The sequence below is a fragment of the Streptomyces sp. NPDC014727 genome (assembly GCF_043083485.1).
GTDB lineage: Bacteria > Actinomycetota > Actinomycetes > Streptomycetales > Streptomycetaceae > Streptomyces.
In genome coordinates, this window is record NZ_JBIBYR010000002.1 from 81,530 (window position 1) to 96,806 (window position 15,277).

The window sequence follows — 15,277 nt, forward strand, 5'->3', positions numbered from 1 at the left end:
GCCCTTTTCGTACCGAGGAGAGCCATGCCCCAGGACAGCCCTGCCCGGAATCGGTCCGTCTCCCCCCAGCCGGCCGACGACGACGCCGCGTACGACTACGACGTGCTGGTCGTCGGCTCGGGCTTCGGCGGTGCGGTGTCGGCCCTGCGGCTGACCGAGAAGGGCTACCGGGTGGGGGTGCTGGAGGCGGGCCGCCGCTTCACCCCCGGGACCCTCCCCAAGAACTCCTGGGACCTCAAGAACTACCTGTGGGCCCCGGCCCTCGGGCTCTACGGCATCCAGCGCGTGCATCTGCTCGGCAAGGTGATGGTGCTGGCCGGTGCGGGGGTCGGCGGTGGTTCGCTCAACTACGCCAACACGCTGTACGTGCCCCCCGCGCCGTTCTTCGAAGACCGGCAGTGGGCGTCCATCACCGACTGGCAGGACGAGCTGAAGCCGTATTACGACCAGGCCACGCGGATGCTCGGGGTCCGGCTCAACCCGACGACGACCCCCTCCGACGTCCATCTGAAGGCGGCCGCGCAGGTCATGGGCGTCGGTGACACCTTCCATCTCGCCCCGGTCGGCGTCTTCTTCGGTGACGGCGAGGACGCCGACGGCACGGCGAGGGCCAAGCCCGGTGGCACGGTCGCCGACCCGTACTTCGGCGGCGCGGGCCCCGCCCGCAAGGCCTGCACCGAGTGCGGCGAATGCATGACGGGCTGCCGGCACGGCGCGAAGAACACCCTCAACGAGAATTACCTCCACCTCGCCGAGAAGGCCGGGGCGGTCATCCACCCGATGACCTCCGTCGTCGCGATCGCGGACCATCCGGAGGGCGGCTACCGCGTCACCACCGTCCCCACCGACCGTCGCAGGAAGGCGAAGCCCACCCGGCTGCGCGCCCGCCAGGTGGTGGTCGCGGCGGGCACGTACGGAACGCAGACCCTGCTGCACACCATGAAGGACCGTGGTCTGCTGCCCCGGCTCTCGGCCCGGCTCGGCGAGCTGACCCGTACCAACTCCGAGGCGCTCGTCGGCTCGCAGACCAGCGACCGGCGCTACCGCAAGAAGCACGGCACCGCGAAGGCCGACTTCAGCCGGGGCGTCGCGATCACCTCCTCGATCCACCCCGACGCGAACACCCACATCGAGCCGGTCCGCTACGGCAAGGGCTCCAACGCCATGGGCGCGCTGTCCATCCTCCAGGTGCCGTACGGCGGGCGCCGGGTGCTGGGCTGGCTCGGAAACATGGCCAAGCACCCGACGCTCGCCGTACGCTCGCTCTCCAACCGGCGCTGGTCGGAGCGGACCATCATCGGGCTCGTCATGCAGTCGCTGGACAACTCTCTGACGACGTACCGCAGATCCGGCGGCATCGGAAAGGGCCTCCTCACCGCCCGGCAGGGGCACGGCGCGCCCAACCCCACACAGATCGAGGAGGCGACGCGCAGCGCCACGCTGCTCGCCGAGGAGATCAACGGCTTCGCCGGTTCGAACATCGGTGAGCTGATGGGCACTCCGCTCACCGCGCACTTCCTCGGCGGCTGCCCCATCGGCGCGAGCGCCGAGGAAGGGGTCATCGACCCGTACCACCGGCTCTACGGACACCCCGGCATCTCGGTGGTGGACGGTTCGGCGGTCTCCGCGAACCTCGGCGTCAACCCGTCGCTCACCATCACCGCTCAGGCCGAGCGCGCCATGTCCTTCTGGCCCAACAAGGGCGAGGCGGACCCGCGCCCGGCACAGGGCGGGGCCTACGAACGACTGGCCGCCGTCGAGCCGAAGGCGCCGGCGGTGCCGAAGGAGGCCTTCGGCGCACTGAGGCTGCCGTTCCTCGGTCTGCCGGCCGTCCCGCCGAAGAAGAAGCCGTAGCGCCGACGACGACGGCGGCGGACCGGGAGAGCGGAAAGGGGCTGCACCCCCCTCCGAGTGCAGCCCCACACCGACGGTGACGAAGCCTCTTGAAGCCCGACAGGCTCTTATACGGCCGCGTCACCGTTCCTGCGGCGCCGCACGATGAACATCGCGCCCGCGCCGAGCACTACGGCCGTACCGCCCGCGGCGGCGAACACCGGCACCGCGGAGGACGAACCGGTCTCCGCCAGGCTGCCGGAGACCTTGCCCGTCGGGTTGTCGGCCGGCTTGGTGGACGGCACCGGAGCGCTGCCACCGGTCTGCGGCTTCGAGCCGCTTTCGCCGGAGTTCACGATCTTGAACTTGTACGCGACGTCGCTGACGCCCGCGCAGTCCTTGTCGCCTACGTAGAGACCGGCACCGAGGGTGAAGCCGGCGCCGACGGGGGCGCTCGCCCTCACATCGATGCGCAGCGGGATGTCGACCTCGTAGCCCGCGCGGATCTCGTCGGACCGGCCGACGTAGCCGACGGCGCGGCCGTCCTCGCTGAGCTCCTCCCACTTGCCGGTGTCCGTGTCGAGGGCCTGGAGACTGACGTGCCTGGACGTGAAGAGGTCGTCGCCGTTCTTGTCGGAGGAGGCGCCCGCGAAGTAGTCGATCTCCTTCACGGTGGACTTCGACGCGTTGTAGACGTTCATCTTGAACGTGTGCCAGCCGCTGCCCCGGGCGATCTTGCCGGGCAGACCGTTGATGGAGATGTCCAGGTCGGACTTGGCGCACTCCGTCGGCTCGGGATCCTCGGACTCGGACTCGGACGGGGACTGCGACGGGGACGCGGACGCGCTCGGGGACGCGTCGGCGACCAGGTCCGGGGCCGGAGAGGTGCTTTTGGTGGTCTCGGCCGCCTCGCTCGGGCCGGTCTCGCCGGACTCCTCGGCGGGCGCGGTGGCGGACTCGGAGGCCGACGGGGCCGTGCCGGTCTCCGGGGACTCGGAGCCGCTCGGCGTGGGTGTGGCGCTCTCGGCGACGGTGGTCCCGTCCGTCGTGTCGGCGAACGCGGCCGGGGCGGCCAGGACCGCGGCCGGCGCGATGACGGCCGTGGCGGCGGCGAGCGCCATGGTGCGGCGAAGCTTCATGATGACCTCAGGAGTCCGGCGTACCGCTGTGAGCAGTACGGATATCGGGACGGGCCAGCCGTGAGGTGCACAGGCGGGGCCGGTGGTTCCGCATGGTTGACCCGCGGTCCGGCGTAATGGTTGTCCGGATACTCACAGAACATTTATGTGACACCGCTCACGTCTCTCTCCGCGGGTCGGCCGGCCGCGGTGCGCCACGCACACGTCGTGCACGGCGCAAGAGGCGGCCGGACGGAGGAGGCCCGTGGTGCCAGAGGTGCGCGGGAGGTGCGGAGTCGGCATGATCAAGGGCCCCACGGACCGGGAATCGGTCCATGGGGCCCCTGCGCGAATCAGTACCGGGGTGCGGCGTCGGCGCCGAGCCGGACGGCTGTCCCCACGCAGGCCGCTCCACCCGGATACGGTCGGCTCCGGGCGTCCCCGGAGCCGACCGTTCTTGGGGTGACCGGGCTGCTGTCCCCTGCCGCCCGGTCACGCACGCTGGGGCGCGGTCCCACGGCGTACCCTGCAGTACGCCACACGCTCCAGCGGAGCCACGCGTGGTTCCTTCCAAAGCCGCCCCTGGCTGGCACGGACACCGGGACCAACGAAGCCGCGCCTGACCCGGTCACGCGCCGTACGGGTGAGAGTCGGCCCGAACTGGGATACGCCCGCGCACCCGGGCCGCAGGGCGTTCAGGCCCGCCCGCGGCAGAGCTCCAGCAGCGTCATGGCGAGGGAGGTGCCGGGCTTCCCGAGCGCGTCCCGGTACTGGCCGAGGATCTCCATCTCGCGGGAGAGATTGATCCGTCGGCCGCCGGAGGTGATCCGCGCCTCCTGGATGACCGCCGAGACGGCCATCCGCTCCTGGACGAGCCCGATGATCCGGTCGTCGAGGGCGTCGATGCGGGACCTCGCGCCGTCGATCAGCGCGGCGGCCTCCTCGGTGTGCGCGCCGGTCTTCTCGGCGGCGGTCTTCGCGGGGGCGGCGGACTTCGCGGGGGCGGTGCTGGCCATGACGGTGACTCCTCGTGGGATGCGGCCCCCGAAACCGACCGGTCCGGAACGACAGAACGCCCCGGGCCTTTCGGCCCGGGGCGCCTGGAACGTTGCTTGTCAGTGGATCAAGCAGCACGACCATGGCAGCCGGCGGGCCGGATGCCATAGGTAAAGACGAAGGTCGTGTGCTGACGCATGTCCTCAGTATGGCCCCGCCGCGCATGCGGACCAACACGGGGCCCGGATGCTGAGACACCCGCGGGCCCCGGACCCGCTGCCCGCGCTTCCCGCACTCCCGTCCGGACGTGACGACGCCCGCCTTCGCAACCCCGGTAGAATCGACAAAACCGACCCCCCTTCACCGCCGGAAGGCCGCCCCGTGCCAGCAGCACCCCCCGCCGCCCCCGACATCGCCACCGACGTGGTCCTCGTTGTCGACTTCGGGGCGCAGTACGCCCAGCTCATCGCCCGACGCGTCCGTGAGGCCCGGGTCTACAGCGAGATCGTCCCGTCCACGATGCCGGTGGCCGAGATGCTGGCCAAGAACCCCCGGGCGATCATCCTGTCCGGCGGCCCCTCCTCGGTGTACGCGCAGGGCGCGCCCTCCCTGGACCGGGCGATCTTCGAGGCCGGTGTCCCGGTCTTCGGCATGTGCTACGGCTTCCAGCTGATGGCCACCACGCTCGGCGGCACCGTCGACGACAACGGTGCCCGTGAGTACGGCCGTACCCCGCTCACCGTCTCCAAGTCCGGCTCCACGCTCTTCGAGGGCACCCCCACCGAGCAGTCGGTCTGGATGTCGCACGGCGACGCCTGCTCCGCCGCCCCCGAGGGCTTCACGGTCACCGCGTCCACGGACGTCGTACCGGTCGCAGCCTTCGAGAACGACGAGAAGAAGCTCTACGGCGTCCAGTACCACCCCGAGGTCCTGCACTCCACGCACGGACAGCAGGTCCTGGAGCACTTCCTCTACCGCGGCGCCGGCATCGAGCCGACCTGGACCACGTCCAATGTGGTCGAGGAGCAGATCGCACTGATCCGTGAGCAGGTCGGCACCAAGCGCGCCATCTGCGGACTGTCCGGCGGTGTGGACTCCGCGGTCGCCGCCGCCCTCGTGCAGAAGGCCATCGGCTCCCAGCTGACCTGCGTCTACGTCGACCACGGTCTGATGCGCAAGGGGGAGAGCGAGCAGGTCGAGAAGGACTTCGTGGCCTCCACCGGCGTCCAGCTGAAGGTCGTCGACGCCGAGGAGCGGTTCCTGAACGCGCTGGCCGGGGTCTGCGAACCCGAGCAGAAGCGGAAGATCATCGGCCGGGAGTTCATCCGCGTCTTCGAGCAGGCTCAGGCCGAGCTCGTGGCCGAGGGCGCCGCCGACGGCGAGGAGGTCGCCTTCCTCGTCCAGGGCACGCTCTACCCGGACGTCGTCGAGTCCGGCGGCGGCACCGGCACCGCCAACATCAAGTCCCACCACAACGTCGGCGGTCTCCCCGACGACATCGAGTTCCAGCTCGTCGAGCCGCTGCGCCAGCTGTTCAAGGACGAGGTCCGGATGGTCGGCCAGGAGCTCGGTCTGCCCGACGAGATCGTCCAGCGCCAGCCGTTCCCCGGCCCCGGCCTCGGTATCCGGATCGTCGGCGAGGTCACCAAGGAGCGGCTCGACCTGCTCCGCGAGGCCGACGCCATCGCCCGCGAGGAGCTGACCGCGGCCGGTCTGGACCGCGACATCTGGCAGTGCCCGGTGGTCCTGCTCGCCGACGTCCGCTCGGTCGGTGTCCAGGGCGACGGCCGCACCTACGGCCACCCGATCGTCCTGCGTCCGGTCTCCTCCGAGGACGCCATGACGGCCGACTGGTCGCGCCTGCCGTACGAGACCCTCGCCAGGATCTCCACCCGCATCACCAACGAGGTCGCCGACGTCAACCGCGTCGTGCTCGACGTGACGAGCAAGCCGCCGGGCACCATCGAGTGGGAGTGACCCTCCCACAAGGTCAACGCCGATGCCGTCGCTCATTCGTTTGGGCGGCGGCATCGTCGTATGAGCTGGGTACGCTGGCTGAGGAGACGAGACTCTGCCCCATGGGAGCAATCATGAGCGCCGCACCCGAGCCCAGGCTTGAGAAGCAGCGGTACCGGTGGCCCGTCCCGCCCGAGGGCGGATGGACAGCGGACGACCTCGACCGGATTCCGGGCCTCCCGCCCCACACGGAGCTGATCGACGGGAGTCTCGTCTTCATGAGTCCGCAGCGGAAATTCCACACCCGCACGATGTGGTTGCTGGAGCAGGCGCTGCTCCAGCATCTGCCGCAGGATCTCGATGTCGACCGGGAAATGACCATCAGGATCGACAAGCGGAATCGCCCTGAGCCCGACATGGTGGTCTACCGGGCGGAGGCGGACACCGGAGCCGACCAGACCTGGTACGAGCCCGCGGATGTCGTCCTGGCCGTGGAAGTGGTGTCGCCCGACTCCCAGGACCGTGATCGCGACGTCAAACCGCGCAAGTATGCCGCCGCCGGAGTCGTTCATTTCTGGCGGGTGGAAGCGGACGCTGACGGTCTGCCGATCGTGTACGTGTACGAACTCGACCCGGCCCGACAGGCGTACACCCCGACGGGCATCTACCACAACAAGCTCAAGCTGGATGTTCCGTTCCTGATCGAAGCGGACCTCACTCAGATCTACAACCGCGGCAGATAAGGGGCGCGTCCCCCGGGGGCGGTTCCGCACAGGCCATCCGCGCCCGCACCCCTGGCCACTTGCGGCAACCGGCGGTAACTTCCGAACCCGTACGCCCTGGGAGCCCCGAGGAGTCGCCATGCCCGAGCCCACGCCCCTACCCCTGGACCAGCTCCACTTCGCGATGCCGCCCGTCCACGACTCCGTGGAGGAGGAGCGCGCGTACCGCAAGGAACGGCTGGTCGGGGCGCTCAGGCTGTTCGGGGAGTACGGGTACGAGGACGGGGTCTCCGGGCACATCACCGCGCGGGACCCGGAGTTCACCGGCTGCTTCTGGGTCAACCCCTTCGGGGTGCCCTTCGACGGGCTCGTGCCGGACGAACTGATCCTGGTCAACGGGGAGGGGCAGGTCGTCGAGGGGCGGCGCCATGTCAACCAGGCGGCGTTCGCCGTCCACGCGCAGGTGCACCGGGCGCGCCCGGACCTCGTCGCGGTCGCGCACACCCACTCCGTGCACGGCCGGGCCCTGTCCGCGCTCGGCGAGCTCGTCGAGCCCATCACCCAGGAATCCTGTGCCTTCTACGAGGACCACGTGCTGTACGACGCGTACACCGGGGTCGTCGTCGACGAGGAGGAGGGGCGCCGGATCGCCGCCGCGCTCGGCGGGCACAAGGCGATCGTGCTGCGCAACCACGGACTGCTGACCGTCGGCGACTCGGTGGACGCGGCCGCCTGGTGGTTCATCACGTTGGAGCGCTCCTGCCAGGTGCAGCTGGCCGCACGGGCGGCCGGAAAGCCGGTGCTGATCGAGCACCGGGACGCGGTCGCCACCCGTGAGCAGCTCGGCAGCGATCTGGTGGCCTGGATCAACTACCAGCCTCTGTGGCGCCGGATCAGTCGCACATTCTGACGATCCGCGCCGACGGGCCGACCCGATGCGGCCCGGAGCCCTCCCGTACGGCACAATTCGCAGCATTAACAGCTGAGTTGGCTGTACCGGGACAGGAAAGGGCGGCGTTCTCCGTGGCGTTGGACGAGGCGAGGGCGAGCAGCACGCACGGCGGCGGCTGCACGTGCGGCGACTGCCCGCACGGGGCGCGCGAGGGCCACCGGCGCGCGGTGGCCGCCTTCCTGACCAAGCGGGACGAATTCGCCGCCGGTCAGGGGCTGCCGCCCGGGGTCGCCCAGTCCGCCTCCGCGACCCGTCAGTGGGTCTCCGACGAGCTGACCCAGTCGGCCAGGACCGTCGCCGAACGGGGCCGGGAAGCGGGCGACGCCTGGCTCTACCGGGTGTGGCGGCGCACCCTGATCGCGGTGTGGGGGAGCCTCGTCGTCCTGGTCGTCGCCGAATCCGCCACCGCCATCGGTGCGGGCTGGACCAACGCCCGTACGGCGGGACTGGTCGCCGGACTCGTCACCGCGGGCCTGCTGACCGGTGCCGCCCATGTCCACCGGGCCCGCGGCGGCCTCCTCGCCCCGGTGATCGGCGAGGACAACCGGCTCTCCACCTCCCGGGCGGTCGCCGCGTCCTGGGTGCTGCTCGCGGTGTTCTCCGTACTCGTGCAGGCCCTCCAGCTGGCGGGCGCCTCCGGCCACGCCGAGCGTGACGAACTGATCGAGGGGCTGGAGCTGGCCCGGGGCGCCGGGGTGGTGACCGTGCTGGCACTGGTGTGCGCCGTCGCCGTGGTCGTACGCCGGGTGGTGACCGTACGCGCTCTGTCGGGGCGGCTGCAGAAGCTGCGGGCCGACCGGCCGCGCGCCGCCGATCTGCTCACCGACGACTCGGGGCGGGGCAGCTTCACGGATGTGCAGTACGTACTGGTGAGCACCGTCGCCGTACTGTTCGCCGCGGTCCGCCTGGCCCGCAGGCCCGAGCAGCTGCCCGACCTGCCCTGGGGGCTCGCGCTGCTGGTCACCGTCTCGGCGGTCGCGTACTTCGCCGGGAAGTACGCGGAGGGCGGGCGCCCGGTGGTGCTCTCGGTGGTCCGGGCCCGGGAGGCCGGGGATCTGGACGCGCCGATCCGTACCGGCGACGACATCGAGATCCGGGGCGCGGGCTTCGTACCGCCCGGTGCCGGGACGCCGGACCGGCTGGCCCGCATGGTCGTCCGGATCGGCCGGGTCCATGTGCATGTGCCGCTGATCCCGGTCACCGGCGGCTTCGCCAACCCGACCGACGGAGTGCTCACCGTGCCGGTACCGGTGGAGGTGGAACCGGGGCTGGTGGAGGTGCAGGTCGTGACCGCCGCCGGAGTGGAGACGAACCGCGTCGAGATCGATGTGACGGACTGACGGCCGGGGAAGGCCCCGTCGGGTGGCGGAGACCGGCCGATCGGCCGCCCCACCGAGTGGGCGGCACGTGCACCGCGTACGTATGGTCTGGTGACGGGTCTACGGAAGGCGGGGCAGCCACATGCAGGGATACGGCACCAACGTACGCGGTCTGGGCGAGCAGAGGGGGCTCAGGGAACTGGCGCGGGAGCACGCCCTGCTGCCGCTGCGGATCTTCCTCGGTGTCACCTTCGTCTACGCCGGGCTCGACAAACTGACGGACAGTTCCTTCTTCCGCGCGAGCGGCCCCGGATCCATCGGCGAGACGATGCACGCGGTACGCGACTCGTCCGCGATCCCGGCCCTCGTCGACCTCGCTCTGAAGAGCCCCGGCGGCTTCGGGTACGCCATCACCATCGGTGAACTCCTCGTCGGCATCGGCACCCTCCTCGGTCTGTGGGCGCGGCTCGCGGCGCTCGGCGGGGCGCTGATCTCGTTGAGCCTCTGGCTGACGGTGAGCTGGCAGGTCAAGCCGTACTACTACGGCAACGACCTGGCCTACCTCATGGCCTGGCTGCCGCTGCTGCTCGGCGGGGCGACGGCGTTCTCCGTGGACGCCCTCCGCGCGTCGCGACGGCGACGGATCCGGTAGTTCACCCAGGTCGTGGTGGCGGCCAGCCAGAGGCCGCCGAAGAACAACGGGAAGAAGAAGACCCACGGGGCGTCCCAGGCCCCCGCCGCGTCCGCCGCGTATCCCGCTGCCAGGACCAGCATGGCCAGGCCCGCCACCGCCCGTCCGGGACGGATCTCATGACGCAGCACGGGTGACCTCCACCTGTCCGATGCCGACTTCGAGAGTGAGCGCGACCGTGCCGGCCGGTTCGCTGCCCGGGGGCGGCGGAAGCGTCCGGTGCTCCTGCCGCGACGGATTGACGTTCACATCGACCCGCGTGCCCGTCTGCGCGCCGCTCGGCCGGCTGACCGGCAGCGTGACGTCGCCCAGGCCCGCCCGCGCGTCCACCTTCACCGTCACCGCCTTCGGTACGACGACGACCGCGCGGCCCGCCGCGACCCGTACCCGCGTCACGACGGTGTCGCCCCGGGGGACCTCGATCTCGGTGAGGTCCAGCCGCGCCACCCCCGAACCCAGTTCGTAGTGCGGTCGGACCGCGGCCACCGAGGCGGGGCGCCAGCCCTCGCGCACCCACTGGGTGGTGATGTCCTTCGGCAGCGCGGACGCGCCCGCCAGCAGGGCCGCCGTGATCATCGCCAGCATCACCGTGCCGAACCCGGTCCGGCCGAGGAACGCGCTGACCAGCATCCCCAGCCCGAACACCGCCAGCGCGCCGGCCAGACCGAACTGCAGACTCGTGCCCAGGGGGTGGGAGTCCCAGCTCAGGCCCGTGCCCAGGCCGCCCGCGATCAGCGCGAACAGGAAGACCAGGCCGCCGATCGAGGTCGGACCCGTGGTGCCGGGCTCCCGCCGCGGTGCGCGGAACGGATCGTCCGCACTCGGTCCCCGCGGGCGGGTCGCCCGTCTGTCGAGCGTCACATCGGCCGGACCCCACAGATAGCCGGGGCCCACCGGCCCCGACGTGCCGTCCTTGACGATCGGATCCCGCCACCACGACGGGCTGCCCGGCGACGGCGGGGCCTTCACCTCGGGCGGCGCGTCCGCCACCGCCTGCGCGGTCGCCGGATGCAGCGGACCCTCGGGCGCCGCCGCCCTGCGGTTCTGCGTCCAGACGGCGAATCCGACGACCGCGAGCGACAGCATCGCGGAGAACGCCAGCGTGCCGCCGTTGCCCAGCATGGAGAGGAACAGTCCGCAGCCGATCAGCGCGAGCAGCACCGCGATGAGCGACGCGCCCTCGACGCGGCCGGACAGCAGTCTGCGCGCCTCGTTCTCGTCCTCGCCCTCCAGCGGGATCAGCAGCCAGGCGAAGCCGTAGAAGATCAGCCCGATGCCGCCGGTCACGGACAGCACACCGAGCACGATCCGGAAGATCACCGGATCGACGTCGCAGTACCGGCCGAGCCCACCGCACACCCCGGCCACGACCTTGTGCCGCGGGCTGCGCCGCAGCTGCGGCCTCGGTTCGGGGGGCGGTGCGACGCCGGGGGAGGCGTCCTGGGGAACGGTCATGGCTCCATGGTGACGGGCCGAGCGCCCGTCCGGGACCCGCGCCGACCCTGGCCGATCCCTGATATTGCCCCCACGGACCCCTGGGGGCGTGCGTCCACGCACCCCCGGTCCGGGCTCTCAGGGTCGCGTCGGGGGCGGACCCTGATGCCGTCACCCGTTCGGACATGTGACGATCGGTGCATGCCAGCCGCCACGTCCCGAGCCACGAGCTCCCTCAACGCCGACCCGGAGGAGCCGCCGCTGCGCAAGCTGTACCGCAGCGCCGACGGACGGCTGCTCGGCGGTGTCGCGCGCGGCCTCGCCGGGCACCTCGGGCTGCCCGTCGCCTGGGTGCGGTTCGTCTTCCTCGGCCTGTTCTTCGCGGACGGCCTCGGCGCGCTGCTCTACGCCGTGTTCTGGATCGTCGTCCCGCTCGGCGTCGGGGGTGTGGAGGCACCGCGCTCCGTCTTCGAGACCGCCCCGGACGGCAGACGCCGCCTCCGCAAACCCGACAAGGGCCAGGTTTTCGCCCTCATCGCGCTGTTCTTCGGCGCGATGATCTTCGTCGGCAATGTCGACATGGGCAGCAAGGCCGACCGCTACATCTGGCCCACGCTGCTGATCGGCGCCGGTTCGGTGCTGGTGTGGAGGCAGGCCGACAACGCCCGGCGCGCCCGCTGGATGGAGGTCGGCAGCCGCCGTCGGGTCCTGCATCTGGCCCGGGGTCTTGCCGGGGTTGCCCTGGTCGGCCTGGGCCTGGCCGTCTTCATGGTGGTACGCGGCTCCGCGGCCCAGCTCGGCAACGTCCTGACCGCCGCGATCGCCGTCCTCACCGGCATCGCGCTGCTGGCCGGTCCCTACCTCGTGCGCATGACCCAGGACCTCTCCGAGGAACGCACGATGCGCATTCGGGCCCAGGAGCGCGCCGAAGTCGCGGCCCATGTCCATGACTCGGTGCTGCACACCCTCACCCTGATCCAGCGCAACGCCGAGGACGCGGGCGAGGTCCGCAGACTGGCCCGCGCCCAGGAACGCGAACTGCGCAACTGGCTCTACAACCCCGAGGGCACCGGCAAGGACGAGGACGACGAGCCCGAGACCCTCGCCGAGGCGGTCAAGCGCGCCGCCGCCGAGGTCGAGGACAAGCACGGTGTCCCGCTGGAGGTCGTCGTCGTCGGCGACTGCCCGCTGGACGAGAAGCTGGCGGCGCAGATGCAGGCCGCACGCGAGGCGATGGTCAATGCCGCCAAGTACGGTGGCGAGGGCGGCGCCGTGCAGGTCTACGCGGAGGTCGAGGGCCGCACGGTCTTCGTCTCGGTGCGCGACCGGGGCCCGGGATTCGATCCGGATTCCGTCCCGGGGGACAGAATGGGCGTACGAGAATCAATCATCGGCCGGATGCAGCGCAACGGCGGTACGGCGCGACTGCGTTCGGTGCCCGGCGGGGGCACGGAGGTCGAGCTGGAGATGGAGAGGGCGAGCGATGACCAAGACCACTGAGGCGACCGGGGGCCCGGAGCGCCGGGTACGGGTCGTGCTCGTCGACGACCACCGGATGTTCCGCACCGGCGTCCAGGCCGAGATCGGCCGCACGGAGGAGACGGGCGTCGAGGTGGTCGGCGAGGCCGCCGACGTCGACCAGGCGGTCACCGTCATCACGGCGACCCGCCCCGAGGTCGTCCTCCTCGACGTCCATCTGCCGGGCGGCGGCGGCGTCGAGGTGTTGCGACGCTGCGCACCGCTGATGGGAGCCGTGGAGAACCCGGTCCGTTTCCTGGCGCTGTCCGTCTCGGACGCCGCCGAGGACGTCATCGGCGTCATCCGCGGCGGTGCCCGCGGCTATGTCACCAAGACGATCACCGGCACCGACCTGGTCGACTCGGTCTTCCGGGTCCAGGAGGGCGACGCGGTGTTCTCGCCCCGGCTGGCCGGCTTCGTCCTCGACGCCTTCGCCTCCACGGACGCGCCGCCGGTCGACGAGGACCTGGACCGGCTGACGCAGCGCGAGCGCGAGGTGCTGCGGCTGATCGCCCGCGGCTACGCGTACAAGGAGATCGCCAAGCAGCTGTTCATCTCGGTGAAGACGGTCGAGTCGCACGTCTCGGCGGTGCTGCGCAAGCTCCAGCTGTCGAACCGGCACGAGTTGACCCGGTGGGCGACGGCGCGACGGCTGGTCTGACCTGGAGATCCGTTCCGACTGATCAGTAGGCGCGTGAGCGATCACGCGGCTACCCTGTGCGCGACGGAAGGAGGACGGCATGCTGCTGAGATTCCGCACGGCGAATGTACGGTCGCTGCGCGACGAGCAGGAGCTGTCCTTCGTCGTACCACCGGGCGAGGAGTCGGACGTCGCGCGGACCGTCGAGCTCTCCGACGGGAAGCAGCTCCAGGTCTACCCCTTGCTGGGCATCTTCGGGGCGAACGCGTCGGGCAAGTCCAATGTGATCTTCGCGCTGAAGAAGATGCGCGAAGCGGTCCTCAGCTCGTACGGCGAGTGGACCTCGTACCAGGGGATTCCGCGCGAGGTGTTCGCGCTGGATCCGAAGGCCGAGGCGGAAAGCTCCTTCTACGAAGCCGACTTCGTGCTGGAGGACGGCGTTCGCTGGACCTATGGCTTCGAGCTGGGCGCGGAACGCGTGGAGGCCGAGTGGCTGCACGCCTACCCCAAGGGCCGCCGCCAGGTGTGGTTCGACCGCGACGCGGCCCGTGAGAAGGTCTTCGACTTCCCCGGTGACCGGGTACAGGACCGGGCCCTGCTGGCCCGTATGACCCGTGCCGACGCGCTCCTGCTGTCCCGGGCTGCCAACGACAACCATCAGCAACTCACGCGTATCTTCGACTGGTTCAAGCAGAACCTCTGGGACATCACCCCGGAGACGGAGATCGCGCAGCGCGAGGCGTTCACCGCGCGCAAGCTGCTCGATGAACGTTCTCGGGAGCGCATCGAGGAACTGTTGCGCGTCGCGGATCTGGGCATCAGCGGGGCCGAGGTGGAGCAGCGGCCGGGACAGGCCCCGTCGGTCAGGTTGCTGCACTCCGGCGGAAGCGACGGAGCCGTATCGCTCGACTGGAAGCGGGAGTCCTTCGGTACGCGGTCGTGGTTCGCGCTGATCGGCCCGCTTCTGCTGGCGCTGGACGAGGGCGCGGTCCTGCTGATCGACGAACTGGACGCCAGCCTGCACCCGCGTTTCGCGGCGGAGGTCGTACGGCTCTTCCAGGCCCCTTGGGCCAATACCAGGGGCGCCCAACTCGTCTTCACGTCCCATGACCCCTCATTGCTCAGCACGCCTCGGGGTGGTCGGCAACTGGAGCCGGGACAGGTCTGGCTCACGGAGAAGGACCGGGCCGGCGCCACCGAGGTCTACCCGCTGAGCGATGTGGACCCGGGCGAGGAGGAGGACCTCACGGACTCCTACCTCGCGGGTGCTTTCGGGGGGGTGCCGAAGATGGCCGCCGGGCAGATCGGGCGCAAGCTGCTGGCATCACGTACAGGGGAGGCGGAGCGTTCCTGATGGCGAGGGACAGGGGGCGGGACAACCCGGGGCGTGGGCGAAAGCAGCGTCCGGAGGAGCGGCCGCGAGAGGTGTACGTCTTCACGGAGGGTGAGGTCACGGAGCCGGGTTTCGTCGAGTACGTGCGCGATCACGGCACCCCTGCCAAGCAGGGCCGCAGCGTCGAGATCTTCTTCGAGAACCTGACGGCACCCACGAAACGCCGTAAGCCTCTGCCCCTGGTGGAGGAGGCCATCCCCTACGTCGCGAAAGCCGAGAAGGCGGCGAGGAAGGCCGGGCTGGAGGAGAAGGACTGGAACTGGCCGCAGGTCTGGTGCCTCTTCGACCGTGACCGGCACGAGGACATTCCGTCCGCCTTCTCCAGGGCGAGGAAAGCCGGTGTGAGGATCGCCTACTCCCACCCCTGCTTCGAGCTGTGGCGGCTGCTCCACTACCAGAACTACACGAGCACCTTCGGCGGCGTCTGCGACAGCGCGGCGGACCGCCTCAAACAGCAACCAGGCTTCGCACAGACCTACGGCCCGACCATCCGGAGCGTCTCTCCAGAGACGGCGAAGCGTGTGATGCCGGAGCAGCTCCGCGGCAGGTACGAGAAGGCCCGCCGCTTCGCCCAGCAGCGGAACGCCACACATACCGGCCCGGACCAGACCCGCTGGGACCCGTACACCGACGTGTGGAGCTTCGTCGAGGACGGGCTGGGCGTCGCCGACTACTGACGGGGAGCGGGCGGGGTGCTTCGGTCTC

At 70.7% G+C, this 15,277-nt stretch carries 13 protein-coding genes; 10 read left to right on the plus strand and 3 right to left on the minus strand.

The genetic code is table 11. The annotated features are described in order from the left end of the window. The first annotated feature begins 24 nt into the window (after positions 1-24). A complete protein-coding gene (locus tag ACF1B9_RS04035) occupies positions 25-1,854 on the plus strand; it encodes a GMC family oxidoreductase N-terminal domain-containing protein (protein ID WP_391738900.1) in 1,830 nt (609 codons plus the stop codon). Positions 1,855-1,961: 107 nt separating this feature from the next. Here the strand turns inward: ACF1B9_RS04035 and ACF1B9_RS04040 are convergent, their stop codons facing one another. Then, entirely contained in the window at positions 1,962-2,972 is a 1,011-nt protein-coding gene (locus ACF1B9_RS04040; RefSeq protein ID WP_391738901.1) for an LAETG motif-containing sortase-dependent surface protein, read from the minus strand. A 674-nt stretch (positions 2,973-3,646) separates the two neighbouring features. Then, a complete protein-coding gene (locus ACF1B9_RS04045; protein ID WP_391738902.1) occupies positions 3,647-3,967 on the minus strand; it encodes a chorismate mutase in 321 nt (106 codons plus the stop codon). 361 nt (positions 3,968-4,328) lie between these two features. Here ACF1B9_RS04045 and guaA point away from each other — a divergent pair, with 361 nt between their 5' ends. The 5 genes from guaA (at position 4,329) to ACF1B9_RS04070 (ending at position 9,548) form a co-directional block, all read left to right on the plus strand. Further along, a complete protein-coding gene (gene guaA / locus ACF1B9_RS04050) occupies positions 4,329-5,924 on the plus strand; it encodes a glutamine-hydrolyzing GMP synthase (RefSeq protein ID WP_391738904.1) in 1,596 nt (531 codons plus the stop codon). Between the two features lie 113 nt (positions 5,925-6,037). Then, positions 6,038-6,646 carry a Uma2 family endonuclease gene (locus ACF1B9_RS04055; protein WP_391738906.1) on the plus strand — a complete coding sequence of 203 codons (609 nt, stop codon included), beginning with the start codon at positions 6,038-6,040 and terminating at the stop codon, positions 6,644-6,646. A gap of 118 nt (positions 6,647-6,764) precedes the next feature. After that, positions 6,765-7,535 carry a class II aldolase/adducin family protein gene (locus ACF1B9_RS04060; RefSeq protein ID WP_391738907.1) on the plus strand — a complete coding sequence of 257 codons (771 nt, stop codon included), beginning with the start codon at positions 6,765-6,767 and terminating at the stop codon, positions 7,533-7,535. Between the two features lie 113 nt (positions 7,536-7,648). Next, positions 7,649-8,917: a hypothetical protein gene (locus ACF1B9_RS04065; protein ID WP_391739318.1), complete on the plus strand. Its 1,269-nt coding sequence runs from the start codon at positions 7,649-7,651 to the stop codon at positions 8,915-8,917. Positions 8,918-9,038: 121 nt separating this feature from the next. Further along, positions 9,039-9,548 (plus strand): DoxX family protein, encoded by a 510-nt coding sequence (locus tag ACF1B9_RS04070; RefSeq protein WP_391738908.1) that lies wholly within the window; start codon positions 9,039-9,041, stop codon positions 9,546-9,548. Between the two features lie 156 nt (positions 9,549-9,704). On the opposite strand, the gene ACF1B9_RS04075 is transcribed toward ACF1B9_RS04070, so the two are convergent. Continuing rightward, complete coding sequence (locus tag ACF1B9_RS04075) at positions 9,705-11,042, minus strand: PspC domain-containing protein (protein ID WP_391738909.1); 1,338 nt, start codon at positions 11,040-11,042, stop codon at positions 9,705-9,707. A gap of 180 nt (positions 11,043-11,222) precedes the next feature. Between ACF1B9_RS04075 and ACF1B9_RS04080 the strand changes: the two genes are divergently transcribed. The 4 genes from ACF1B9_RS04080 to ACF1B9_RS04095 all read left to right on the plus strand — a co-directional run bounded on the left by ACF1B9_RS04080 (position 11,223) and on the right by ACF1B9_RS04095 (position 15,249). Continuing rightward, positions 11,223-12,521 carry a PspC domain-containing protein gene (locus ACF1B9_RS04080; RefSeq protein ID WP_351074490.1) on the plus strand — a complete coding sequence of 433 codons (1,299 nt, stop codon included), beginning with the start codon at positions 11,223-11,225 and terminating at the stop codon, positions 12,519-12,521. Then, positions 12,505-13,200 carry a LuxR C-terminal-related transcriptional regulator gene (locus tag ACF1B9_RS04085; protein ID WP_391738910.1) on the plus strand — a complete coding sequence of 232 codons (696 nt, stop codon included), beginning with the start codon at positions 12,505-12,507 and terminating at the stop codon, positions 13,198-13,200. Before ACF1B9_RS04080 ends, ACF1B9_RS04085 begins: the two co-directional genes overlap by 17 nt. 79 nt (positions 13,201-13,279) lie before the next feature. Then, entirely contained in the window at positions 13,280-14,533 is a 1,254-nt protein-coding gene (locus ACF1B9_RS04090) for an ATP/GTP-binding protein (RefSeq protein ID WP_391738912.1), read from the plus strand. Positions 14,534-14,604: 71 nt separating this feature from the next. Continuing rightward, complete coding sequence (locus ACF1B9_RS04095; RefSeq protein WP_391738913.1) at positions 14,605-15,249, plus strand: RloB family protein; 645 nt, start codon at positions 14,605-14,607, stop codon at positions 15,247-15,249. Positions 15,250-15,277: the final 28 nt, after the last annotated feature.